The organism is Desulfovibrio sp. JC022 (assembly GCF_010470665.1).
In the GTDB taxonomy this organism is placed as follows: Bacteria; Desulfobacterota; Desulfovibrionia; order Desulfovibrionales; family Desulfovibrionaceae; genus Maridesulfovibrio.
Genome location: NZ_VOPZ01000005.1, coordinates 76,864 through 101,769, shown reverse-complemented (window position 1 = coordinate 101,769; position 24,906 = coordinate 76,864). Strand labels below are relative to the sequence as shown.

The 24,906-nt window shown below is 47.4% G+C and carries 22 protein-coding genes; 14 read left to right on the top strand and 8 right to left on the bottom strand.

Annotated features, from left to right (window positions below):
• Positions 1 to 70: 70 nt before the first annotated feature.
• Both alaS and recA read right to left on the bottom strand, forming a co-directional pair.
• Positions 71 to 2,713 carry an alanine--tRNA ligase gene (gene alaS, locus FMS18_RS09320; RefSeq protein WP_163293773.1) on the bottom strand — a complete coding sequence of 881 codons (2,643 nt, stop codon included), beginning with the start codon at positions 2,711 to 2,713 and terminating at the stop codon, positions 71 to 73.
• 112 nt (positions 2,714 to 2,825) lie between these two features.
• Positions 2,826 to 3,893 carry a recombinase RecA gene (recA, locus tag FMS18_RS09315; RefSeq protein ID WP_163293771.1) on the bottom strand — a complete coding sequence of 356 codons (1,068 nt, stop codon included), beginning with the start codon at positions 3,891 to 3,893 and terminating at the stop codon, positions 2,826 to 2,828.
• 320 nt (positions 3,894 to 4,213) lie between these two features.
• Here recA and FMS18_RS09310 point away from each other — a divergent pair, with 320 nt between their 5' ends.
• Positions 4,214 to 5,266, top strand: coding sequence for a tRNA(5-methylaminomethyl-2-thiouridylate) methyltransferase (locus FMS18_RS09310; protein ID WP_163293769.1), 1,053 nt, complete (start codon positions 4,214 to 4,216; stop codon positions 5,264 to 5,266).
• A gap of 80 nt (positions 5,267 to 5,346) precedes the next feature.
• Positions 5,347 to 6,294, top strand: coding sequence for a calcium/sodium antiporter (locus FMS18_RS09305; protein WP_163293767.1), 948 nt, complete (start codon positions 5,347 to 5,349; stop codon positions 6,292 to 6,294).
• A 65-nt stretch (positions 6,295 to 6,359) separates the two neighbouring features.
• On the opposite strand, the gene FMS18_RS09300 is transcribed toward FMS18_RS09305, so the two are convergent.
• The gene (locus FMS18_RS09300; protein WP_163293765.1) at positions 6,360 to 7,448 is read right to left on the bottom strand and encodes a DUF6765 family protein; all 1,089 of its coding nucleotides are present in this window, start codon (positions 7,446 to 7,448) and stop codon (positions 6,360 to 6,362) included.
• A gap of 224 nt (positions 7,449 to 7,672) precedes the next feature.
• Here FMS18_RS09300 and FMS18_RS09295 point away from each other — a divergent pair, with 224 nt between their 5' ends.
• The 4 genes from FMS18_RS09295 (at position 7,673) to rnr (ending at position 13,796) form a co-directional block, all read left to right on the top strand.
• A complete protein-coding gene (locus FMS18_RS09295) occupies positions 7,673 to 9,121 on the top strand; it encodes an oligopeptide:H+ symporter (RefSeq protein WP_163293763.1) in 1,449 nt (482 codons plus the stop codon).
• A 220-nt stretch (positions 9,122 to 9,341) separates the two neighbouring features.
• Positions 9,342 to 10,073, top strand: coding sequence for a Bax inhibitor-1/YccA family protein (locus tag FMS18_RS09290; protein WP_163293761.1), 732 nt, complete (start codon positions 9,342 to 9,344; stop codon positions 10,071 to 10,073).
• Between the two features lie 199 nt (positions 10,074 to 10,272).
• Positions 10,273 to 11,352: a tetraacyldisaccharide 4'-kinase gene (lpxK, locus tag FMS18_RS09285; protein ID WP_163293759.1), complete on the top strand. Its 1,080-nt coding sequence runs from the start codon at positions 10,273 to 10,275 to the stop codon at positions 11,350 to 11,352.
• Between the two features lie 188 nt (positions 11,353 to 11,540).
• The gene (gene rnr, locus FMS18_RS09280) at positions 11,541 to 13,796 is read left to right on the top strand and encodes a ribonuclease R (protein WP_163293757.1); all 2,256 of its coding nucleotides are present in this window, start codon (positions 11,541 to 11,543) and stop codon (positions 13,794 to 13,796) included.
• Between the two features lie 63 nt (positions 13,797 to 13,859).
• Here rnr and FMS18_RS09275 read toward each other — a convergent pair whose 3' ends face one another.
• A complete protein-coding gene (locus tag FMS18_RS09275; protein ID WP_163293754.1) occupies positions 13,860 to 14,159 on the bottom strand; it encodes a hypothetical protein in 300 nt (99 codons plus the stop codon).
• Between the two features lie 166 nt (positions 14,160 to 14,325).
• Here FMS18_RS09275 and FMS18_RS09270 point away from each other — a divergent pair, with 166 nt between their 5' ends.
• The 3 genes from FMS18_RS09270 to FMS18_RS09260 all read left to right on the top strand — a co-directional run bounded on the left by FMS18_RS09270 (position 14,326) and on the right by FMS18_RS09260 (position 16,430).
• The gene (locus FMS18_RS09270; protein ID WP_163293752.1) at positions 14,326 to 14,982 is read left to right on the top strand and encodes a helix-turn-helix transcriptional regulator; all 657 of its coding nucleotides are present in this window, start codon (positions 14,326 to 14,328) and stop codon (positions 14,980 to 14,982) included.
• Between the two features lie 141 nt (positions 14,983 to 15,123).
• The gene (locus tag FMS18_RS09265; protein ID WP_163293599.1) at positions 15,124 to 15,378 is read left to right on the top strand and encodes a hypothetical protein; all 255 of its coding nucleotides are present in this window, start codon (positions 15,124 to 15,126) and stop codon (positions 15,376 to 15,378) included.
• Between the two features lie 341 nt (positions 15,379 to 15,719).
• Entirely contained in the window at positions 15,720 to 16,430 is a 711-nt protein-coding gene (locus FMS18_RS09260) for a UPF0489 family protein (protein WP_163293750.1), read from the top strand.
• Positions 16,431 to 16,505: 75 nt separating this feature from the next.
• Here the strand turns inward: FMS18_RS09260 and FMS18_RS09255 are convergent, their stop codons facing one another.
• Together FMS18_RS09255 and FMS18_RS09250 are read right to left on the bottom strand one after the other, a co-directional pair.
• Positions 16,506 to 16,844: a hypothetical protein gene (locus tag FMS18_RS09255; protein WP_163293748.1), complete on the bottom strand. Its 339-nt coding sequence runs from the start codon at positions 16,842 to 16,844 to the stop codon at positions 16,506 to 16,508.
• Between the two features lie 111 nt (positions 16,845 to 16,955).
• Positions 16,956 to 17,525: a hypothetical protein gene (locus FMS18_RS09250; protein WP_163293746.1), complete on the bottom strand. Its 570-nt coding sequence runs from the start codon at positions 17,523 to 17,525 to the stop codon at positions 16,956 to 16,958.
• Positions 17,526 to 17,605: 80 nt separating this feature from the next.
• On the opposite strand from FMS18_RS09250, the gene FMS18_RS09245 reads away from it, so the two are divergent.
• Positions 17,606 to 18,067 carry a hypothetical protein gene (locus tag FMS18_RS09245; protein WP_163293744.1) on the top strand — a complete coding sequence of 154 codons (462 nt, stop codon included), beginning with the start codon at positions 17,606 to 17,608 and terminating at the stop codon, positions 18,065 to 18,067.
• A gap of 80 nt (positions 18,068 to 18,147) precedes the next feature.
• Positions 18,148 to 18,321 (top strand): hypothetical protein, encoded by a 174-nt coding sequence (locus FMS18_RS20460; RefSeq protein ID WP_203544585.1) that lies wholly within the window; start codon positions 18,148 to 18,150, stop codon positions 18,319 to 18,321.
• A 13-nt stretch (positions 18,322 to 18,334) separates the two neighbouring features.
• Here FMS18_RS20460 and FMS18_RS09240 read toward each other — a convergent pair whose 3' ends face one another.
• Entirely contained in the window at positions 18,335 to 19,093 is a 759-nt protein-coding gene (locus FMS18_RS09240) for an ABC transporter substrate-binding protein (RefSeq protein ID WP_163293742.1), read from the bottom strand.
• Positions 19,094 to 19,142: 49 nt separating this feature from the next.
• On the opposite strand from FMS18_RS09240, the gene FMS18_RS09235 reads away from it, so the two are divergent.
• The 3 genes from FMS18_RS09235 (at position 19,143) to FMS18_RS09225 (ending at position 24,425) form a co-directional block, all read left to right on the top strand.
• Positions 19,143 to 20,192 (top strand): endonuclease/exonuclease/phosphatase family protein, encoded by a 1,050-nt coding sequence (locus tag FMS18_RS09235; protein WP_203544584.1) that lies wholly within the window; start codon positions 19,143 to 19,145, stop codon positions 20,190 to 20,192.
• 130 nt (positions 20,193 to 20,322) lie between these two features.
• Positions 20,323 to 21,384 carry an ABC transporter substrate-binding protein gene (locus FMS18_RS09230; protein ID WP_163293740.1) on the top strand — a complete coding sequence of 354 codons (1,062 nt, stop codon included), beginning with the start codon at positions 20,323 to 20,325 and terminating at the stop codon, positions 21,382 to 21,384.
• Between the two features lie 20 nt (positions 21,385 to 21,404).
• Positions 21,405 to 24,425: a response regulator gene (locus FMS18_RS09225; RefSeq protein ID WP_163293738.1), complete on the top strand. Its 3,021-nt coding sequence runs from the start codon at positions 21,405 to 21,407 to the stop codon at positions 24,423 to 24,425.
• A 10-nt stretch (positions 24,426 to 24,435) separates the two neighbouring features.
• Here FMS18_RS09225 and FMS18_RS09220 read toward each other — a convergent pair whose 3' ends face one another.
• On the bottom strand, positions 24,436 to 24,861 hold the full coding sequence (locus tag FMS18_RS09220) for an iron-sulfur cluster assembly scaffold protein (protein ID WP_163293736.1): 426 nt from the start codon (positions 24,859 to 24,861) through the stop codon (positions 24,436 to 24,438).
• Positions 24,862 to 24,906: the final 45 nt, after the last annotated feature.

Genomic DNA, 24,906 nt, shown 5'->3' with positions numbered 1-24,906 from the left:
AAATCTGGGAAGGGGATGTATACAAACTTTGACTGTTGGATGTCAAGCTTAAAATCCCTTTTTTCTCAGATCAGGAATCTGCAACCAGTTTCTTAAGGGTTGCGAATGCTTTTTCAATTCCAGCGGGGTTGGTTCCACCGGCCTGCGCCATATCGGGCCTGCCGCCACCACCACCGCCTACCTCAGCCGCAACGGGTTTGATTAATGCGCCGGCCTGGAATCTATCGTGCAAGTCCTTGGTAACGGCAATAATCAGGGAAACTTTTTTGTCATCAACCTGTGCGACCAGACAGAAAATGCCGGAATCCATTTTGGATTTCAGGTCATCGGCCTGATCACGAAGGGCTTTGACATTGGTAACTTCGAGCTTGGCAGCAATAACTTTTACACCGCCAATCTCTTCCACGGAACTCATGAGGTCCGCACCTGCACCGGATGCCAATTTCGACTGAAGCTTGTCATTGGCCCGGGTCAGTTCTTTCACCTGTGACTGCATAGCCGCAATTTTATCGGCCAGCTGTCCCGGTGCTGCTTTGAGCATTGCGGAAGATGTAACGACTTCAGCGCGCTGCTCTTGCAGAAATTTGAGTGAATTCCATCCGGTTGCGGCTTCGATGCGGCGGATACCCGCAGCTACACCGGACTCGGACTGGATTAAAAATGTTCCTGCTTCACCGGTCGCCTTGAGGTGAGTACCACCGCAAAGTTCCATGGATTCGCCCGGAATTTCAACAACTCTGACTACATCGCCGTACTTTTCACCGAACAATGCTGTCGCGCCTTTTTCAGCCGCTTCGTCATTGCTCATCTCCTGCACAACTACGGGAGTGTCGCCCAGTATAGCACGGTTTACCTCATTTTCAACCTGACTGATTTCTTCAGGAGTCATGGCTGCAATGTGGGTGAAGTCAAAGCGCAGACGATCAGGCCCCACCAGTGACCCGGACTGCTTTACATGGTCGCCCAGAATATTTTTCAGAGCAGCGTGCAGCAGGTGCGTAACTGTGTGGTTACGCTCTGTGGCTGTCCTTGTTTCCGGTGCAACTTCAAGCTTGGCTTCCTGATCGATGAGCAGTTCGCCTTCGCTTACGAAAATTTTAGATGCGGTAAGACCTGCGGAAGCTTTTACTGTTTCCAGTACTTCCGCGTTACCGGTCATGGTGCCTACAGCACCGGTATCGCCCATCTGTCCGCCGGATTCACCGTAAAAGGGAGTCGCGGCAGTGATTATCCAGCCGCCGTTGCCCTGAGTGATGCGCTTCAGATGTTCGCCTTCTTCAGAAAGCAGATTGACGATGCGGGATTCAGTGGTCAGTTCGGAGTATCCGGTGAAGCTGTTCTTGAGACCTGCTTCCAGCACCTGACGGAAAATAGCACCGGAGTTCTTTTCACCGGAACCTTTCCATGCCGCCTTGGCGCGGTCCTTCTGCTCTTTCATGGCTGCGTTGAAGCCGATTTCATCAACTTCGAAACCCTGCTTTTCCGCAACATCATTAATAATGTCCAGCGGGAAGCCGTAGGTGTCGTAGAGTTTGAAGGCGGTCTCACCGGAGATGAGATTTTTACCGTCTTCTTTCAGCTCTTCCATTTCCTCTTCAAGGATAATCAGTCCCTTGTCGAGAGTCTGACTGAAACGTTCTTCCTCTTCCTTGACCATGCGGGCCATGAAATCTTTGTTGCTGAGCAGTTCGGGGAACTGTCCGCTCATTTCTTCTACAACCATTCCGGTTGTTTCGTGGAGAAAAGGATCGGTTAGGCCGAGCAGACGACCAAAACGGAATGCGCGGCGGATAAGACGGCGCAGTACGTATCCACGGCCTTCGTTGGAAGGCAGGATCTGGTCGGTGATCAGGAAGGCAATGGAGCGGGAATGGTCGGCGATAACCTGCAAAGCAGTGTCGATCTCTTTGTCTTCCTTATATTTAACGCCGGCTTTCTTGGCTACAGCCTGAATCATGGGCTGGAAAATATCAGTCTCAAAGTTGGACTGCACGCCCTGACATACTGCGGTAATGCGCTCAAGGCCCATTCCGGTATCAATTGAGGGGCGGGGCAGAGGCACGCGGTTGCCTTCCTCGTCCTGATCATACTGCATGAAAACGAGGTTCCAGATTTCAAGATAGCGGTCGCAGTCACATTTGCCGATGCCGCAGTTGGGGCCGCAGCTCATGTCTTCGCCCTGATCAATGTGGACTTCAGAGCAGGGACCGCAGGGACCTGTGTCACCCATGGACCAGAAGTTTTCCTTCTCGCCTAGGCGGTAAATGCGCTCTGCCGGGAAGTTTACAACTTTCTGCCAGAGTTCGTCTGCTTCATCGTCATCAGTGAAGATGGTTACGTAAAGTTTTTCTTTGGGCAGTCCCAGTTCCTCAGTGAGGAATTTCCAGCAAAATTTAATGGCGTCTTCTTTAAAGTAGTCGCCAAAGGAGAAGTTTCCGAGCATTTCGAAGAAGGTGTGGTGGCGTGCGGTACGGCCTACGTTTTCAAGGTCGTTATGCTTGCCGCCGACGCGCAGACACTTCTGAGAAGTGGTCGCTCTTACATAATCCCGTTTTTCCTGACCGAGGAAAGTGTTCTTGAACTGAACCATACCTGCGTTGGTAAAGAGCAGGGTCGGGTCGTCCTTGGGAACGAGGGAAGAGCTGTCTACGATTGTGTGAGCGTTCTTTTCGAAAAACTTGAGGAATCTTTCTCTGATTTCACTGGCCTTCATGGGCTGTCTCCGTAATAGCTATAACACCGAAAAGAGGTATTTCCTGTCGGTTTTATTCTTTGGAACCCCGCCTAAGCGGGATTCCTTAATATCTTATCCGGGCCAACAGGCTTTACTCTTTCGGACCTGCTTCGTCAACCTTCTCGTCAACGTTCGCGTCTGGGTCCTCTTTGATGCCGAGGTGGATGAGTAGTTTCTCTTCAATCTGCTGGCGCAGTTCCGGGGTTTCTGCAAGGAATTGACGTACGTTTTCTTTACCCTGCCCAAGGCGTTCGGAACCAAATGCGTACCATGCGCCGGATTTGTCCACGATGTTGTGGTCAACTCCGAGGTCAAGCAATTCGCCTTCGCGGGACATGCCTGTTCCATAAAGGATATCGACAAGTGCTTCGCGGAAGGGCGGTGCCACTTTGTTTTTCACGACCTTGATTCTGGTGCGGGAGCCGAAAACTTCATCTTTATCTTTAAGTGTTTGAATCCTACGGATATCGAGACGCACAGAAGAGTAGAATTTCAGGGCATTACCACCGGAGGTTGTTTCGGGGCTGCCGTATCCGGTCATACCGATCTTCATTCGGATCTGGTTGATGAACAGGACTACAGCTTTGGATTTATGGATAGTACCGGTAAGCTTTCTCAGGGCATGGGACATAAGTCTTGCCTGTCCGCCAACCTGGGTTTCACCCATGTTTCCTTCGAGTTCGGCCTGCGGGGTCAGTGCTGCTACGGAGTCGATAATAACAATATCAACTGCGCCGGAGCGGACCAGCAGGTCGGTAATTTCAAGGGCCTGTTCGCCGTAATCCGGCTGGGAAATGAGCAGTTCGTCGGTGTTTACGCCGAGGCGTTTAGCGTATTTCACGTCGAGCGCGTGTTCAGCATCTACGAATGCGGCTGTTCCGCCCGCTTTCTGGCATTCTGCGATTACATGCAAGGCCAGAGTTGTTTTACCGGAAGATTCAGGGCCGTATACTTCAGTGATTCTGCCCTTGGGGATACCGCCGATACCCAGAGCCATATCAAGGCTGATGGACCCGGTGGGAATCACCGGAATATTGTGTGAGGCATCGGAATCAAGGCGCATTATGGAACCCTTACCGAACTTGCGTTCGATGGTAGTCAGGGCTGTGGTTAAGGCTGCCTTGCGGAGTTCTTCGGGATTTGCGTTTTTCTTGCTCATTTTTTCTCCATTAATAATTGGACGTTCAACGTTTCCTGTTCTTGTTTATTGTCACATGCGCAAGAGGCTGCAATTTTATGCAGCACTAAGCCGGAATGCGTTTTCTCGTCCTGCTGTCGGTGTGCCCGAATTTTCGGCACAACGGACAAGTGCTTTCCATATCAAACACCAATTCATAAAGCAACGAACAAAATAGGCGATTGATAGAGCGCTGTCAGTGATGTCGCTACCAAAAAGGTTTGCATCCAGCCCTTTCCCAGTCGTTTGTCGGGTGACCGGATTTTGTTGCGGTTTATAAAAAATGAAGGTACAGCCGCCCCATGAACAAACAATATGACGCTTTGGCCCTGTTTTCCGGGGGCCTCGATAGTATATTAGCCTGTAAGGTAATTCAGGATCAGGGACTCAAGGTCCTCGGCCTGCATTTTGTCACTCCTTTTTTCGGTAATCCCGAGAAGATAGATCACTGGCAGGAAGTTTACGGGGTGGAAATTCTGACCGTAGATATCAGTGAAAAATATATTCAGATGATGCTCGATGTGCCTGATCACGGCATGGGCAAGCTGGTTAATCCCTGTGTGGATTGCAAAATAATGATGATCAGTCACGCCAAAACTCTCATGGAAGAGTACGGGGCCAAATTTATCATTTCCGGTGAAGTTACCGGGCAGCGACCTATGTCCCAGCGTCCGCCGACTCTTAACGCCATCCGCAACAGCTCGGAAACCGGCGATATCTTGCTTAGGCCCCTTTGCGCCCAGTCGCAGCCTGAGACCGCTGTGGAGAAATCCGGTCTGGTTGATCGAGAGAAGCTGCCCAATATTTTCGGGCGCGGACGTAAGATCCAGCTTCAGATGGCAAAAGATTTCGGGTTATCCGAAATCCCTACTCCAGCTGGTGGCTGCAAGCTCACCGAACAGGAGAATGCGGCCCGCTATTTCCCGCTTTTGCAACGTCTTACCGAGCCGGATGTGAATTCTTTTCAGTTGGCAACCACCGGACGTCAATTCTGGTTTGGGAACAAAATGCTGGTCGTCGGGCGCAATCAAAATGATAATGAGCGCATCGAAGATCTTTACGAAGCCGAAGATTATTTATTTGAAGTACGCGGTTTTCCCGGTCCCCTAAGCATCGGACGCGGTTTTTGTGGCGAAGAATGGACACAGCAGGAAGTGCTTGATGCAGCAGCTATGACCGCCTCGTTTTCGCCCAAGGCCGTTAAGTCCGGCGAAGAAATACACGTAGCCATCATCGGCCCTGAAGGTGAGATGATCGTAAAAGTCATGCCCAATCGCGAAACATCTTTCGTCCGTCCTACTCTTGATGGATTGAAAGAATGGAAGAAAGAACGCGGTGAAGCAAAAGATAGTTAATAGTCCCGGAAATACTTTTGCATTTAATAGTGACCTGCTATTCTAATCAGGTTTCAAAAACCAAAACTAAAGGGTTCTAAATGCTTTCAAATATATTTTTCTTTGTACTGAGTATCTTCCTATTATGGTTCGGTGCGGACTGGATTGTTGAGTCTGCTTCGAAGATTGCGAAGAAATATAAAGTATCTGACCTTGTTATCGGTTTGACCATTGTGGCTTTCGGTACATCCGCGCCGGAATTTCTGGTTACCGCCACAGCGGCTTTCAAGGGGCTTTCTGATATTTCCCTGTCCAACGTGGTCGGGTCTAATATTTTTAATCTGGGTTTTATTCTGGGTTTGATGGCTCTGATTAAACCTTTGCCGACCAACAGGTCACTGGCAATGCGCGATGCGCCGCTTTTGCTGGCGACTACCGCACTTATTTTGGGGCTGGCATATTTTGATATGCTGGACCGTTCTGCCGGAGTCATGTTGCTCGCTATCCTTGGTGGTTACATCGGCTATTTGCTGGTGCACAGTAAAAGGGCAGCTAGTGCCATGGCCGGAATCGTACCCGATGTGGAAGAAGAGGGCGGTAGCGAGATTAGAGCAAAAGATTGGCTTAAGCTGCTGGCTGGATTTATCGGTATCGCGCTGGGGGGTGAATTCATGGTTGATGCTGCATCAGACATCGCCCGCCATTTCGGTGTTTCCAACTGGGTGATCGGTATGACCATCGTTGCTGCCGGGACATCTCTGCCGGAGCTGGTCACCTGCCTTGCTGCATCCCTTAAAGGACGTAATGAAATGCTGCTCGGTAACCTGATCGGCAGTGATTTTTTCAACTTCGCAGGCGTGCTCGGTCTGACCTGCCTGATGCGTCCGTTGGAAGTATCCCCGGATGCTCTGCCCGGACTGACCGTACTGGTCGGCATGGTCGCGCTGGTGCTTTTCTTTATCCGCACAGGCTGGAAGGTCAGCAGGCTTGAAGGGGCAATTCTGGTTTGCCTGAGCATGGGCCGCTGGGCCTTTGATTTTATGGGTTAGATTTGGTTTTGCGTAAACGGATTTGATAGGCCTCCCGCATTTTGTGTGCGGGAGGCTTTTTGTTTTTAGGCTACGACAAGTTCGTTGTCGGGAAGCAGGTTACGCAGGACGTAATGGCGATGGTAGGAGGCTGCTTGGTAAAACTGGTAGATGGGCATGTCTTTAGCCTTCACAGAATTAGGATCACCGTCCATATCCGCTTTTTCTCCCAGCCATTTAGGTCCTAGATATTCAGGAAGTGTTTCTCCGGGACCGAGGATGTTTTCTTCGTTGACGGCTCCAACCCACTTTGCGATACGTTCCTTTTCGCTTCCTTCGTATTTCAGAATTTCATCAACCTTTTCACGGATGACTGAGAAGTCTGTGGCTGCGCGGTCAGTAATGCCCGATTTTACTTGTGCATATTGACAGAACATATCGTGCAGTGCTTCGCAGGCTTCCATGAAAGTTGCAGGATTGTCGCGCCAACCGCTATCCCGTTCAGGTTCCTCGTAGTCAAATTTCCAGATCAGATATGGGCGATCCGGAAAAGTGCAGGCTGCACCATGACCCAAGGCCCCGGAAAATGTCTCGGCAAACCATGAAATGATATTTTCCATGATTCCAGATTCTTCGGTGTACTTGGCTTTGAATTCTTTTTGCCGTTTCTTCACATACTTGATGATTTCTGCTGAGTTTTTGCTTTCATCAAATATAAAGCTGTCGTTGTCTATTTTGTTCCAGCGAGAGCTTATGCCGCTGAATCCGTAGTGTGAGAAGGTGTCAGCATATACGTGTGCGGCAATCCCCATAAGCTCATCGGAAAATTCTTCTTCATGCCGTGTTAAATGATTGTTTTTCATGGCGATGGATATGGCACTGTTTTTACGACAGATAAGTCGTTCGGTCAGTCCTTCGCCTTCGTTGCCGGGCAGGAAGTGGAAAGGGACCCAGACCAGACGCTGGTCCTCTTTGTCGATGTTTTTGATGTGAATGGCGTGGTGCGCTGTAGGGCGGGAATGGAGTGCGCCTCCATCTTTAAATTCAACTGATTTCTTGGCTGCATTATCATCAACAAACTGGGCGGCACTGGCGATGACCTGGGCATTGTCTTGTTTGATTCCTGCGGCACGGGCCATGACATAGGTTCCGTAGTAATGCATGTCTTTTTGCAAAATAAACTCTCCTGTAAATTATGCGGTGTGTTTGAAAAGGTGAATCTATAATTATGCCTAAAAATAAAATCATGCAATATAGTATGATGATTATTTGTGGGCGCAGTAATGAATTTCCTACTCCTCCAGTTCATCATACCGTCTTATAATTCCTCGCATTCTCTCTTTATCTGGCGTATGGATAAAATAAATACAGATAATTAGCCCAGCATAAGGAGTTCATGATGTCGCAGAGTTCAAGCGGTGCTTTCAGTCATCCCAAACCATTCTATCTGCTTTTCTCCGTGGAGATGTGGGAACGGTTCGGCTACTACGGAATGCAGGCCCTTCTGGTTTTGTTCATGGTCAAAAAACTGGGTTTTTCAGATCAGTTGGCGGACCAGACCTTCAGTGCTTTTGCGGCCCTTGTTTACGCTTTTATCTGCGCGGGCGGGTATATCGGTGATAAGATTCTCGGTAACCGCCGGACCATGTTTCTGGGGGCGGTTGTTCTTGCTGCCGGGTATGCGTTGCTGGGTTATGACTGCGAGAAATTTCTTTATCCGGCACTGGGTATAATCATCGCCGGGAACGGGCTGTTCAAGGCCAACCCCTCGGCATTGGTCTCCAAGCTTTATGATAAGGGTGATTCCCGCGTGGACGGTGCTTTCACCCTTTACTACATGGCGATTAATATCGGTTCTTTTGCAGCTATGTCGCTCTGCCCGATTATTCAGAAACATTACGGCTGGAATGCCGGTTTTTTTACTTGTTTCATCGGCATGCTCATTGCCATTGCCAACTTCATAATTTTCCGTTCAGTCCTTGATCCCATCGGTTCCGAGGCTGATTTTGAACCGTTGAATCTAAAAAAACTGCTGCTTACCCTGATCGGTACAGCGGGTATTGCCGGGACTTCGGCTTTGCTTTTGACTCATCTGACTCTTGCTCATGAACTTCTTTATGCTTCCCTTGTCGTTGTGGCGGCTCTTTATGTCCGTGAGATCATGCGTGCTGAGCATCATGAAAAGGCTAATCTGGTCATCTGTTTGATTCTCATGGCTGAGGCCATTGTTTTCTTTGCCCTTTATCAGCAGATGCCTACTTCACTTAATCTTTTTGCAGCCCGCAATGTTGATCCGCATATCTTTGGCATTCCGGTGGAAGCGGCTTCTTTTCAGGCTCTTAATCCATTTTGGGTAATGGTTATCAGCCCGGTGCTGGCGGTTGTTTATGCCCGGCTTGATAAAGCCGGTAAGGATCTTTCCCTGCCCGGAAAATTTGCGCTGGGTATGATGATGTGTTGTGCAGCTTTTCTAACTCTTGCTTTTGTCGCCAAGTATCAGGCCGATGCCAACGGTTTTGTTTCCGGTAACTGGCTGGTACTCAGCTACGGTTTTCAGAGTCTGGGTGAACTGCTGGTCAGCGGTCTGGGGCTGGCAATGGTGGCCCGTTTGACCCCGGAGCGTTCTATGGGTTTTATGATGGGGGCGTGGTTCATGTTCCAGTCTGTAGCAATGGTGCTTGGCGGGGAGATCGCGACTATGGCAAGTGTGCCGGAACACGGGGTTACCGCAGTGGAATCTCTGCGCATTTATGATGATCTTTTCTTCAAAATCGGAACCGCTACCGGGGCTATCGGTCTGGTCATGACCGGATTCGTTCCTGTTCTTAAGAAGTATATTCGCGATTAGTTACATATTTTAAAAAATAGTAAAAAATGATTTTAAGATTGAATTCATTTTATGAATTAGATGTGCTGAGGATTAGCCGATAAACTTTACCCCGTAGGAAATCGACCGAAAAACCTTGCCTGTAGGGCTTAAGCTGTTTATTTATACTTTTGAAGTATGTAAACAAATCGGATGTTCAACGTCCGAATTATGATTAAAAAAGAATTCAAGGAGATTAATTATGAGTAGATTCGGTGCAGCCGGTACCGTCAGCGCGAGACCGGAAGTCCTTAATGCATTTATGCGCGGCATTTACAGCTGGATGAGCGCGGGCCTCTTGGCAACCGCCGCCGTGGCATGGGTTACCCTTTCCACTCCGGCAGTTATGAACCTTGTGCTGGCCCAGAATCCCGAAACCGGGGCCATCGCTCCTACTATGCTTTTTTGGGTTGCGGCCATCGGTGAAATCGGTCTGGTCTTTTACCTGAGCATGCGTATTTCCAAACTTTCTGCCAGTGCGGCCACCGGGCTGTTCATGGCTTACAGTGCGCTGAACGGTCTGACTCTGTCTACCATTCTGGTTGCTTACACCACAGCGTCCATTTTTCAGACCTTCCTCGTTACCGCAGGAATGTTCGGAGCGATGTCCTTGTATGGTCTGACCACTCGCAAAGACCTGACCGGAATGGGATCATTCATGATGATGGGCCTGTTCGGTATTCTCATCGCCATGGTGGTGAACTTCTTCATGCAGAGCTCTGCCATGACATTTGCCATCTCCGTTCTCGGTGTATTAATTTTCGCAGGCCTGACCGCTTACGATTCCCAGAAGCTCAAAGATATGGGCGAGTACATTCCGGCTGACGATGCTACCGCAGTAAGACGCGGCACTATCCTCGGCGCGCTGACCCTGTATCTCGACTTTATTAATATGTTCATCTTCCTGCTCCGCCTCATGGGTAACCGCGAGTAGTTGAGCTAAGTAGTTTATTTACAGGCACGCTCAAACCCCGTAGGGTTTGGGCGTGCCTTTTTTAATGCCTCCGGCGGCCCTTCGGGGAGTCTACCGACGGTCCCTCCGGGGGCTAAAACCCTTTTGGGAAAAGGGTTTTAGAATCTCAAAACTTTTTAGTAAGGCTTCGCCTGTTAGCCATACAAAATCGCATTTTAGTATGACCAAGCTCAGCAAAATACAAAATATCCTTAGCCCCATTCTCGCGCCCATATCTAAAGGATATGGCGCGGTTATGTCTCGTCGTGCAGAAAAGTATGCAAGGGGAGAGTGTGAGCGGTTTCGGCCTGAATGCCCGTGTATTTCTGTGGGCAATATCGGTTCCGGGGGTAGCGGTAAGACTCCCATTGCAGATTGGCTGCTTAGGTGGGCGGAGCGTGAAGGTTTGTTGACAGTGTTGCTGACCCGTGGTTATGGGGCCAAGCCTGCGCAGCTGCCGTATCTGGTCAATAGGCTTAGTCCTGTTCATGAGGCCGGGGACGAGCCGCTCATGCTGGCGAACGGTAATCCAGAGGCCAGGATAGTGGTCGATCCGGTTCGTAAACGTTCCGGGGCATGGGCAACTGATGAATTTCAGCCCGCATTGATGCTCCTTGATGACGGATTTCAGCACATGGCGGTGGAGCGGGATCTGGATTTTGTGTTGCTCACACCCGATGATTTCAGCACAGGTTGGGATAAGGTCATTCCTCGTGGGACATGGCGGGAGAGTGTGCAGGCATTGCAACGGGCGGATGTTTTTTTTGTGAAGAGCGGGCCGGATGCTTTCAAGCAGATGATCTGGCTGATAAGAGATAAGTTGTCAGAGTTCGGGAAACCCGTGTTTCAGTTTGAGCTGCGCGCCAAGGGACTTAAGTTGCTCGGCGGGGGAGAGCGTCTCGGTTTCGGCAGCGAAAAATATCTACTCTTTGCCGGGATCGGTAAACCGGAAATCCTACGCAATGACGCCGGGAAATACATGGGCCGTGTGCCTGAAGAATTCATAATTTTCAAGGATCACCACGCATATACTACGCAGGATGTGGAAATGATCCGTAAAAAAGCGGCGGCAGCAGGTGCAAAGCGAATTGTTTGCACTCCTAAAGACGCAATTAAATTAACCAAACTTGGCTGCGAAGATTTTTATGTAATTGATCTGGAAGTGGAATTTAAAGAAGCCATATTTTTTGACGATACAGAAGAAGCTCCCTTCGATAAGTGGTGGAATAAACAAAGATTAATAGACGCATTTAATAAATAAAAACGAACAATTATTCGAATTAAACTAAGCGAAGCCTATTAAAAGTTTTTGGGATTCTTAAACCCTTTTTACAAAAAGGGTTTAAGCCGCCGGAGGCGAAATCTTGAAAATAAAAAGCGCGATAGCGCATCGAGGCAAAGCGTCTCAGACCCGCCGGAGGCCTAAGTGGCACGGCGAAGGAATTTAAAATGGGAAAGAAAAGAAAATCGAAAAATCCCGGTATGATCAAGCCTTTTGAGGCCATGAATGTTTTCAAGAAAAGCCGCAAGCCTTTATCCGTGGGCGAGCTGGAAAAAAGACTCGGCCTGACCAAGCGGCATCGTAAATTTATTAAAAATATACTGAAAGACCTTGTCCGCGAAGGGAAAATCATCAAGATCGGCAGTGCTTACGGCGTTGTCGATAAGATGAATCTGATTACCGGAAAATTGCAGGTCCAGCGTTCCGGCGCGGCATTTCTGCTGCCGGACGATAAAAAGCGCAAAGATATTTACATACATACAAAAAATCTGAGTGACGCCTGGCATGGCGACCGGGTAACTGTGGCAATTACCGGCTCACACTGGGGCGGTAAACGTGAAGAAGGGCGCGTGGTTCGCGTTCTTGAACGTGGTAAACAGGTCTTTCCTGTGAGGGTTGTCCGGCCCATGGGCGGCACTGCACTGCTTTGTAATCCTACTGATCCGCGTCTGGATTTCGGAATCGTGGTCGAACCAGATGAGGCTGTTCCCAATAATGCTGTTTCGGATGAACAGGTAGAGGACGATAACGGTAAGGAAATCTACCCGGCTGAATCTGTTGAAGCTGAGGTGGATTTCACACGGATTGCAAGGGGGGATATCCTGCTGGTGGCTCCCGGTGAACAGATTAATCCTTCACTCTGGGAAGGGCGCATCCTGAAAGTGCTGGGTGATGAAGATGATGTTCTTGTGCAGGAGGCAATAGTCAAGGCCAACCACGGTATCCCCACGGCTTTTCCGGGTAAAGTGATGGCGGTGGCTGATGCTCTGCCGGATGAACCGGGCGAAGAGGATTTTGCCGAGCGCGAAGACATGCGCGATGTTCCCTTTGTGACCATCGACGGCGCAACTGCGAAAGATTTTGATGATGCCGTGTTTGTTGAAAAGATTGGCAGCGGTTACCGTTTGCGGGTGGCAATTGCGGATGTGAGCCATTATGTAGCCATGGAATCCCCGATGGACCGTGAGGCTTTGAAGCGCGGCAATTCCTACTATTTTCCAAAGTCCGTGGAACCCATGTTCCCGGAAGCACTCAGTAACGGGCTGTGCAGTCTGAACCCGGATGTGAACCGTCTGGCCATGACTGCGACCATTGAGTTTGATAAAGAGGGTGTGCCTGTCAGGTCTTCTTTTGCCCCGGCGGTGATTAAGAGCCATGCCCGCCTGACCTATGAGCAGGTCTACAAGGGAGTTATTCTCGGTGAGAAAGAGGAGCAGGAAAGTTTTGGTGACCTGCTGCCCATGCTCAAATTGTCTGAAGAGTTGGCCCGTAAGATCAATAAGCGTCGTAAAGGGCGGGGTAGTCTTGAATTTGACCTGCCGGAACCGGAAATACTTTTTAATCTGCAAGGCCGTACCGTGGATATTCGACCGCGTTGCCGAAATTTTGCACATCAGATTATCGAGGAATTCATGATCGCCGCCAACGAAGCTGTGGCGGAATTTTTGACCGAGAAGGAAATCGGCTGTCTGTACCGCGTGCACCCCGGACCGGATGAAGAAAAACTGACCAATCTGTTTAAGGTGTTGCGTAAAATCGGTATCAGCAAACAGGCTCCAGATCCGGTAACCCCGGAGTCTCTACAGAAGGTTGTTAAGGATTCAGAAGGAACTGATCAGGAATATATTGTCAGCAGGCTTTTGCTGCGTTCCATGAAACAGGCCAAGTACGAGCCGGATAATGAAGGGCATTTCGGGCTGGCTTCGGAATGCTATTGCCATTTTACTTCACCCATCAGGCGTTATGCTGACCTCGTTGTCCATCGTCTCCTTAAGGTTGCGCTGGGCGACGGTCATCAGGCTATTCCCGGTCAGAAGCAGCTTTCGCGTATCGGTAGCTCCATCAGCGGAACCGAACGCACAGCCATGGAAGCTGAGCGCGAAATCCTTAAACGTCTGACCATTATCTTTCTTAAGGATAAGGTGGGCGAGGAGTTCACCGGAGTGATCTCATCCATTGCGGAATTCGGATTCTGGGTGGAATTTCAAGAGGTAATGGCAGAGGGTATGGTCCGTTTATCCTCGCTTGGCGATGATTACTACACCTTCTGGTCGGATCGTCAGATGATTGTAGGTGAACGCACCGGGCATGCTTTCCGGCTGGGACAGAAGATCACTGTCCGGTTGGAATCGGTCAGCCTTGAATTACTGGAAGCCAACCTTGCTTTGGTTTCTGGTGCTGAAGATTACAAGAAGTTTGTTTAAGAAGAAAGCCCGTTAATTCTTTTTAGAATTAGCGGGTTTTAAAAATTTGTACTGCTATTAAATTTAGCGGGTGGCGATCTCTTCAACCCTGCGGGCAATTTTGCAGAAAAGGGTCAGTTCACATACTTTTTCGTCTATTTCACAGGCGTAGATGTCTTCAGATTCGGCAATAGCGTTAAGGGATTCATATACTTTAACCAATGTTTCCGGATTGATCCGTCCGCAAAGGTCGGTGATTAATGTTTTGAGCTCCACGGGCGCATCATCAAGTAATGATAATTCAACCCCGGCATCACCGAAATCAAATTCAAAATGCTCCACATATTCTGTAGCCAGATTTTTAACAATCAGGTCATTACTCATCTACTATAACTCCAAAGACTATATCCCCTAACTATTTGCGTACTTTACTACAAACATATTTTTTTTGAAAGCTTTCTCTGTTTATAAAAATGGTTGCAGTATCGAATCATGAGTGTTAAGTATAGATGAACTTTTGAGTTAAACAATTGTTAATTTTGAGGTGACGATGCAAGCTAAAGATTTTGATTCCTTTTTTGAAAGATTGAAGGACCAGACCGATATTTCCACACAAGCCCAGTTGGCGCGCGAGTTGGGAGTCGGCAGGGCTGCTGTTTCCCTTGTTAAGAAAAAGGGTACAGTCCCCCCGCGCTGGATTCTTGAGCTGTCCGTTCGCCATAATCTTGATTCGACGTGGCTTGAATCCGGTCTGGGGTCGCCTCGTCCGGAAGTTAATGCCGTTGAATTTGCTGACGAATTTTCCCGTATTCCCAAGGTTGCAGCTCGATTGTCCGCTGGTGGCGGATCTTTTGAAACCGGTGGTGAAATTGAAGGTTTCTACGCTTTTCGCAAGGATTGGATTGGCGGAAAAGGGAATCCCTCCGATATGGTTTTAATGGAAGTCTACGGCAATAGTATGGAGCCGGAATTAAAAGAAGGTGACATCGTGCTGCTGGATCAGTCCCGTCAGGATATTCTTGCCGGGGGGATTTATGCAGTTGGTGTGGAAGACACCGTAATGGTTAAAAGAGTAGAGAAGCGGCCCGGCCAAGTGGTTCTGCACAGTGACAATAAAGATTATGCTCCTATTCATCTGGGCGGTGACGAGCTTGAAAACGTGCGGGTGCTGGGGCAGGTGGTCTGGGTTTCCCGTGAATATCATTAGGCTTTTCAGTAAGTTAATTTTCAAGGCCTCCTTTTGGGAGGTCTTTTTTTTTGCACTTTGAATTATTGAGATTGAGTTCAAGTAAACAGTTTTGGTTTTTATGTTAATGAATGTTTATTTTAGATTGACACAGGTGTTTTGTTGTGGTTAATTGAAGTCGTCACATGGCAAGGGTACGCCGGAAAGGCGGATTTCAATCCAGATGAATTCACGAAGCAGGAGTCGGTCATGCAGGAAAGATTTTGCAAATGCGGTAACAGGGTCATGGTCCAATACCACAGCAAAAAAGATGAAGCATGGTTTACCCGTTTCTGGGTTATGGGGAATACCTTCGGCAAGACCATCCGGGTCTGTCCTGACTGCGGTTCTCCTCTTGATATAAATAGACTTAATTAATCCATAGTACCCTTGAACTGTTCTCCGTGCATTGTTTTTAGTGCTGGATTATAGAACATATTTCATGAATTTCCGCAGGTTTCTCCCTTGTTGCCTGCTGGAAGAAAGCACCATCTCATATACACACTTTATCCATCTCTCATCATCATGGCAGACTGTCCGTCGGGGACAGTCTGCCGCCCCTTTTGTGTGAGATTTTCGGAAAATTGTGATTCTCAAAAGCAATTAGTTTCTTTGAGAATGCTGCGCTGAGTAGCTCTGTGCAGGCTGGACCGGAGTGCGGCAGCCTGATACACACGTCATGTTTATCAGCTTTATGCATGAATGCTTGGAGGTAAGTAATGGGTGAATGGATAGTCGATTTTCAGGGGCGTAACCACTCCACAGCGATCAAACTGAATTTTCTGTGGAAACAGGATAATATTTTTATCATGGATAACCATCGCGCAGCCTTGTGGTGCTGGATGGAAAGTTTGAAAAAAAGTGAAAGTCTGAATCTTTTCCATGTGGACCGTCATTATGACGCTTTGTTTTCCGCTCAGGATTATGCTCATTTTCCGCATGCTGGGTTTGAAAATTTCAGCATCAGCGAATATCTTGAATGCGGGTATGATAACGATTTTTTCGCGGTGACCCCGCTGTTTCGCTGGGATAATTATCTTGGGCTTTTCATTGAAAAGTATGGGGACAGAATTGAAAACTGGGCTTTTGCCACCCATGGCAAAGGTTCAGCCCCACAATCAATCGGTTTTGCCGCTTATGAACCGTGGGAGTTTCCGGCCGCCCTTACTGAATTAAAAGATAACTGGATTTTTAACCTTGATCTGGATTATTTTTTCGGGCGTATGGCAGATGGGAAAATGGGCCGCCTTTTTACTGATGAATATATCAGGGGCTGGGGTGCTGAGCTTCGCAAGGCACTTGATAGCGGCGTGATCAAGACTTTGACTATCAGCTTGAGCCCTGAGTGCGCAGCTGGATGGGAAGGGGCAGAAGCTGCTTTGATGATTTTAAATCAAGGACTTAAGTTGGATTTTGCTCTGCCTGAATAAAATTTTATGAAAAAATAAGCCCCGGTAATTCTGTATAGAATACCGGGGCTTTTAGTTTTCTGTCCGAATCTTGATCTAATCTCTGTTCCAGACCTTGAATTTGTGATTGGCAAAAAAGTCTGTATAAAGCTCCTCAGCTTTTTCTTTGAATTTATCATCATGCATGATCAGTACGCTTAATGCTTCGTATTTGAAGTAAGCTACCACATCATCCCAGTCTATTTGATCCTTGCCGCTTTTGGAGCGGAAGCCCTGAAGACCGGGTTCTACCAGTTTCTGGGTCATGGGGTCATCTACACCGGCGGTTTTGAAAAAATCGCAGATTTCTTTTTTTACTTCATCGGGCCAGTCGGTTTCACCAAGTGGGATGAGGTCCTGAAATTTATTCTCCTGACCTTTTTTCAAAATATACATTTTAAACTCCGTATTTCAGTTTCCGATTGTTGATTCGATTATGGAGTAAAAAGAATAGTTTTTCAAGATTATCCATGGGGCTTTGGAATAAACATTATGTTGATGCTAAAATTATTTAACCCGCAAAAATCTGCCGATGATCTGCCCGGTGGCAGGGTTTACCGACGAATCATCAAATTCAGTTTTTAAAAAAGTCAGGGCCGAATAATCAGGCGAGAATACGAGTGTCCTAATCTGGGAATTTCCGCCTTTGCTGTATTCAATGATGTCAGTCACGTAAACGGTTTTACCGGATATGGTCACAGTTCTACGTACATCCTCCTTGTCCAGTTTCCATGTCGATTCAAGATAGTCACTTCTTTGGGGGAGAATGTAGCTGTCATAGTGGCTCTTGCGGTCTGGATTTCCTGCCGCAATATGCAAGGTGGCTTCTGCTGTTACTATTTTTCCTTTGTAATGCACGGTGACTTTGCCTTTGAAGGTCCCGGCAAAACGTGAATTGTCTTCTTCTTTGATTTCTGGAGCTGCGCTCGGCTGCTCTTTTTTTATTTCTGTTGTTTTTGGAGGGAATGCTACTTCGTAGCGCGGGCGCTTCAAATCCCTGAGGTTGTCAATTTGTTGCGCCGCAGCAAAGGGAGCAGAAAGGAAGATCATAGTCATTATTGTAATTAATATTTTCATATTCTTGGCTCCAAGGTTTTGCTGAATGGATTTTTAAGCTATGTTTGCAAGTGATTAAAAAGTAACTGGAGGACAATACTATGTTTCGGTTTGTTTTTGTCTTTGCGCTGCTCGCGGTAGGGAGCTTTCTTTTTGTACCTCATCTTCAGGCTGAAATGAAGATCACCCTTAAAGATGGAAAAGTCATTGAGGTACCTGTTTCCGAAGGGGATGTTAAATCAATTGAATATGGTGGTGAGCAAAGTGTAGAAGGAAAAGTCTTTCCGGAAAAGGCTATCCGGATCATGAGTGCAAAGTACGGAAATATCAGTTTCGAGCTTGAGGGCGAGTTGGGTTATAAACAGTATTTCTGTAATGCAAAGGATTCATTGGTAAAAATATGCGATGGTAAAAATAAATGCCGCCTCATCGTGGGTAATAAATTTTGTGGTGATCCATATCCGGGCAAGGGGAAATATTTGTATGTGGAGTATACCTGCGGGCAGAAGCTCAAACGGGCAAAAAAATCCCAGACAGAAGTGATGGTTCTGAGCTGTCCTTAATTTAACAGGGTATTTTCCGGCAGGATCGATTTTTGCTTGTAGAAACAAAGGTGAAAATTATTCCTGCTGGAGGTTTGCGTATGAGGAATACCTTGGCGCTGGGCCTAGTTCTGCTCAGTGGCATGTTGCTTTTGAATTCAGGATTTGAAGTCTACCGTTGCTTTGTTCCAGATAAAATTATGGACCCGCTGCCGGTCAGGCTTGTACGCATTGAAGGTAAAAATTGCCCCCTTTATTACCCGGAGGGACAGTAGAAAAAATCCTCCCTTACTGATTCATAGTAAGGGAGGATTTTTTTAAGTATTCATTGAAATCATTTAGAAACGCGGAGTTCTTCCTGTGTACAACAAGATGAAGTTTAAATGAGTAGAGCGCTTTATCGAGGATTCTGAATTGTGCCATGGAGTACGGTGTTTCTTTTACTAATCCGGGTAGGGTTATTTTGTTGCAAATTGCAGCATCTACTCGTTTTTTCAGTAGAAGTTCCAGTATTTGTTTAGTCGAATATACGGAGTGTTGCTTAATCAATTCGTTTTCAAAATAAGGATTCAGGGGGCCGTGGTCATTTCCGTGCAGAACGGCAATGGTTCTGCCGATCATGTCTTCAAAATCAGTCTTAATAATAGGAGAATCCTTCAGGACGAGCAGGTGGTCTGAAATGGTCCACATGGGCAGTGAAGGCAAGTATTTGGATTTCGCTTGCTCCGGAAGAAACATAGGATCGGTCAGGGCATATCCATCGGCCTCTCCGCGTATTAAGAGTTTACTTACTCTTGCCCGGGGCATGCATTTGTATTCAATATTGTATTGCGGGTAGTTTTTCTGGAATACATTCATTAGGTCAATAAATGTTCCGGTCAGGTTTTTGGAGGGGTCCTTTTTGCTCGTTACAGTGTAGAAAGGAGGAAATTTGTAGCCGCAAATGATTTTAATCTGTTGTTGCTTTGGCTGATATGCATGGCACCAGGTGCTAATTAATAGTACAACAACAATAGGTACGATGGTTTTTAAGAAAATTTTTAGCATTTTTTTTATTTGTAAACGGATAAAATATATTGTGATTTCAGGAGTCCCGATGAGCTATGTGTATACTTTTTTTAAGTTGTTTACATCTGTTTTTTTGTTCGGACTTGTTCTTTTTGCCGGTTATTTTTTGATTAAATGGTTTACTGACCCGGTTTACCGGATAGGGGAGCTGGAAAAGGGACAGGTTCTCAAGTTCAGCGAAGAAATTCAATCGGAAACGGTTGATGCCGAAAAACTTAAAGTCCTGAATTACAATCTGGGGTTTGCGGCCGGTCCGGTGCAGCACACCCTTGCAGATGAGCATCCCGAATCATTTTTCACAGCCAATTTGGATAGTTTTATTGATCTGGTCAGGGCGGAAGATGCTAATATTGTGTTGCTACAGGAAGTGGATATTGAGTCTAAACGTTCATGGTATATGAATCAACTGGATTATATAATGAACAGGCTTGGTTGGGGGTATGCCGCTCCGGTGGTGGATTGGGATATGTTTTTTCCCTTGCGTAAAGAGCGCAAGATAACCAAAGCAACGGTTGTTATTTCCAAATTCCCCATTGTTGCCAATGAGTCTGTCCAGACTTCCTGTAAACCTAATTTTGAAAACAATCTCCTGAATATCTTTTACTATCCTTTGCTTTGGAAGTCTTCCATGCAGCGGGTGGCTGTTGACGTGGATGGTAAGCGGGTTGATGTTTATAATGTCCATCTCTGCGTCTGGAACAGGGCGGCCCGTGTTGCGCAGGCAAGTTTTCTTGCGGATTGGATAAAGAGGGAAAGCTCTGGTGTGGATTTTCTGATCGGCGGTGATTTTAATTTTCAAGCATATATCAGGGGGACTCCCATTCCTGAAGACGATCTCAGCAAACCTCCTTTTATTAATCAGTTGCGCGATAATCTGGATGGAGTAAGTGAAATCCTCAGCAGTCCGGGGGATTCAGCTGTAAGGTTGCATAAAAATTTTACTTTTGCCGAGCGTAAACACCGCTACGACTTTCTTTTTTATTCAAAAGGATTGTTTCCTGATTCTGCAAAAATCGTGGATACTATTTCTGCATCGGACCATTATCCGGTTTTCGGGGAATTCACTTTTGTAAGATAGCTGTTTTGATTTAAGGAATCATCGCAAGGGGGTATGTTTGTCTGTCTGTGTCGCAGAAAAAATGATATAAACTTGGGCACAGTATGTTTATTTGTGATGCTAAGAGGACCTTTTGGACTGTGGGGAAGTGATGAAAAAAAGACTTTCTTTGTTTTTCTGGGCTTGTTTGTATTTTTTGTTTTCGTGTTGCGCAGCTGTTGCAGAGGAAACACAGGCGAAGAAGATATTGATTGTTCACAGTTACAGTCTGGACAATATCTGCGGACAACCGCAGCATCAGGGCATACTGGAGAGTCTGGCCAAAGCGGGGTTCGTTGATGGTTCAAATTTGATAGTTCATCAATATGCCATGAAAACCAAGAAGGTTAACAATACCCCGGAGCTTATTGAAGGGCAGGCTGCTGCGGTTCTGGAAAGAATCAGCGAGGTCCAGCCGGATGCTCTCGTACTGCTTGATGATAACGCCTTCAGGGCTGTGGGGCTTAAGCTTGTGGATAGCGATATTAATATTGTTTTCTGCGGGATGAACGGACAGCCTGAAGATTATGATCGTAAGGTGAAATGGATGGTTTCCCGCTTGAAGCCGGGACATAATATTACCGGTGTGTACGAGAAACTTCATTTTATCGATGCTTGCAGGGTGCAGAAGCAGTTGATCCCCGGACTTGAAAAAATATTGGTCCTTTTAGGTGAATCACCTACAGGTAAGGCTGTATTCAAGCAGGTCAGCAAGGAAATGGTCGAGGCCGGCGACAGTCTGGGGATTGAATTTGAAACCCGTATTGCCACATCTTGGGAAGAGTATACAAAAATTATCCGTCAGGCTTGTTCAGATCCATCAATAGGCTCCATTTATCCGGCGGCAACACTGCTCAAAGATAAAAGCGGACAGAGTCATTCCACCTCAGATATTATAAAATGGACCGTTGCCAATTGCCGCACACCGGGAGTTTCAATTAACTATGTTTATGCCCGTCTGGGAATGTTGGGCGGGGCCGGAGTTGATTTTATCGCTATGGGCAGGCAGGCCGGTAAAATGGTCGCTATGATTTTACAGGGGACACCTCCCGGAGATATTCCGGTTGAAGATGCTGAGCGGTATGCTCTGGTTTTTAATCTTACGCGGGCAAAGGAATTGGGAATGGAAATTCCCGCAGATATTTTGATGGCTGCTGATGTCGTATACAAATAGCTGAAGTTCATGTTGCTGAAATGAAAAAAATATCTTCCTACAGACTTTCCACTCTAGTTGCTGCCGCAATTTGCGGGATGGCCATTGTTACCGCTCTCGCCATGGGCGGTGTCTTTTCTTACAGTTATTTCAGTACCCTTAAAAATGAATTTCATGATCGGGTGCGGGCTGAAGGGCAGGAGTCCAGCCTTGAGCTATACAGCTTTTTGCATCGTGCAATGGCCCGGCTTGGGGAATTGAGTAAGGATAACTCTATCCGGGTCGCTATGATGATGGGGGTGGACTACCCGTTGACCGAGAAATTGTCCGAGTATGATCAGGCCCCGCTGGGGATCGATTTTTTTGTCACGCGTAAAGGTGATCCCAGAATTTTCAGCTCTTCGGCAAGGCCGTTCGATGAGTCTTATGTCCAAAATGCGCTTATGAATTCTCCGTTCCGCTGCTCTTTTTGCAGGGTTGGCAGGGATGGGTTCATAACAGTTTTTTCACTTCCCATCCGCAGTAGGTCCGAAGTTGTCGGCAGTGCTGCCTGTCTGGTTGATTTTTCAAGATCGGAATTGGTCTCCGCATTTAAGAATTCCTCCGGAAGCAGGATGGTTCTTTTTGAACAAGGCAAGGCGTACGATCTTGTCACAGGAGAGTCTCTTTCTTTGTCCCTGAGAGAGTCTGTGGGTGGGGATGAGCTTGTCGAAGTTGGAATCGGTGCTGATGTAAAAGGTGTTTTATATCGCAGTTCGCTGGTGCCGGGACTGGCCTATTTCGTCTCTGATGCAAGGCTCAATGAATCAGTGCAGCGTACATTCTGGCTGCTTTTGCCGCTGTTCGGGGGAGTCATAGGTCTTTGTCTTGTTGTTTCACTTTACTTGAGCAGTAAATTAACCCGTCCGCTGCGTACCATCACTGCTTCAGCTGAAGATATTTCCAGAGGTATGGAAGAGGATATTCCGGGCCGGGAAAGCCTCATTACTGAAATCAGCGCATTGAGCAGTGCTCTCTCCTCAATGCTTGAAAACTTGCGCCGTACCCGGGGGCTCGAACAGTACCAATTCTTTTTTGATAACGTGGATGATCTTGTCTGCATAACCGATATGGATGGTCGTTTCCTGAAGGTTAATGGCGGCGGGGCAGATTTTCTCGGATATGGGCGCAATGAGCTTTTAAAGAAAACCGTCTTTGAGCTTGTTCCGCCTTATGAGCGGGAAAGCTTGCGCAGTCTTTTGCACAGTCTTTTTGCTGGAGATGATTCCCGGCAGTTTGAATGCCCTGCTCTGGCTAAATCTGGTGAGGTTGTCTACGCGGATGTGCGCTCCCGCAGGATCACTTATCAGGGGCAGGAGGTGCTGCTCAGTGTTGTCCGTGATGTGACAGACCGCAAGCGGGACGAGGAAGAATTGCAGCACTACACGGCTCAGCTGCTCAAGGCTAAAGAGGTTGAAGAGCGCAATTCAGCCCATATGGCGGATACTCTTAAGAAGCTTGAAGAAGCCATGGCTAAGGCGGAAGTTGCCAACCGTACTAAAGGTGAGTTTCTGGCCCAGATGAGCCATGAAATACGTACTCCCATGAATTCGATTCTGGGCATGGCCGATATGCTTTCCGATACCAGCCTGACCATGGAGCAAAGGAGTTATGTCTCCATTTTCAGAGATTCCGGCAAGGCGTTGATGAATCTCATTAATGATATTCTTGATCTTTCAAAGATTGAGTCGGGCAAACTCACCCTTGAAAAAACCAAGTTTAATATTGATGAGCTTGTGGATGAAGTGTCCGGCATCATGTCTGTTAGTGCTTGGAAGAAAAAACTGGTTTTTGCATGCCATGTGGACCCGCTTTGTCCGACCTTATTCGAGGGCGACCCGACCAGAATAAAACAGATTCTTGTTAACCTGCTTAGTAACGCGATTAAATTTACTGATTCAGGTTCGGTGGTTCTGGATATTTCAAGCTCTGCCGGCCCTGAAGGAAATGTTGTTCTGAATATGGCCGTGCGTGACAGCGGCATAGGGATCTCAGAAGAGAAACTCAAAATTATTTTTGAAAATTTTGTGCAGGCTGATTCTTCCACGACCCGCAAATACGGCGGCACAGGACTTGGACTGTCCATTACCCGCAATCTTGTTGAATTAATGAGCGGGCAGATCAGTGTACGCAATGTTTCATCGGGCGGAGCCGAATTCAGGGCTGAAATTCAGCTCGGGCGGGTCGATGAAATGGAAGTGGATACAGGCAGGATCAGGTCGGCAATGCAGGATCGTGAAATTCTTGTCATAGATGAGCGAATTCTGGTCAGGAAGTATATATGCAAATGCCTCAACGAATGGGGTGCTAAGTGTTTGCATGCCGGGGATTTGAACTTCGCCTGTGTGCAAAGCGAATCATGCCGCAGCAATGCTGAACTGGTAATTGTTTCTGACCGGCTTGGCGAGGAAGACGGCTTAAGTGAAGTCGAAGCCATAAAAGCCCGCTTGAATAATGATAATCCTGTGCTGTGCACTCTTTCCTCTTCTCCGGGAGTCAGCAGCAACCGCCCGGAAGTAAACCAGATTTTCGGGGTTAAGAGCAGTGTTCACTGGCCTGTGACTAGAGGCGGGCTGCAGAAGGCGATGCTCAATATTTATGGCGACTCTTCTTTTGGAAAAGAAGCCTGGGATGAAAGTATTGACCTTAATCCGTTACGAATTCTTGTGGTTGATGACTCGGAAAACAATCGTATGCTGCTTGAATTCTTCCTGAAGGATACTCCTTTCAGATTGCGTTTTGCCACTGACGGTGATGAAGCTGTGCGCATTTACCGTGAAAATAATTTTGATCTGGTGCTGATGGATATTCAGATGCCCGTCAAGAACGGTCTGGAAGCTACCCGCGAGATCAGGGCATATGAATGGGAGAACGGATACCCGGCCACACCGGTGGTTGCGTTTACGGCTAATGACCGGGAGGAAGACAGAAAAGACTGTCTTGAGGCCGGGTGCAATGGTTTCTTGACCAAGCCGATCAAAAAGATCTCCTTGATTAAGGGTATACTCAAGCACAGCATATAAGCTGTAGGGGTTACTTTTTTTGCAACCAGTTGCCCAGTGCTTCCTGAAGTGCCGAAGAAGCCAGATGCGCACAATGGACTTTGTCTTCGGGTAATCCGCCGAGTCTTTCGAGGATATCTTCCCCGTCTATTTCAGAAGCCTGATCAATATTTTTTCCCATGCTGAGCTCGCAGGCCATGTCGCTGCTCACAATGCTGGGTCCGCATCCAGTGGTAAAGAACGATGCTTCCTTAATGGTATTGTTTTCTATCTTGAGAAATATTTTGATGATATCGCCGCAGGTTCCCTTCATTTGCCCGATGCAGTCCGGGTTTTCCATGGTTCCGGCGTAGGTAGGGTTATGCCAGCGGGAGGTTTCCTCCCCGAACATATCGTGGGCTGCGTCATTGCATTGCTGCTGAATATCGGAAAGCAGGCTGTCCAGATCATCTGTCATATAAAAACTCCTTGTTGAGATAAAGCGAGCAGAGGTTGGCTCAAG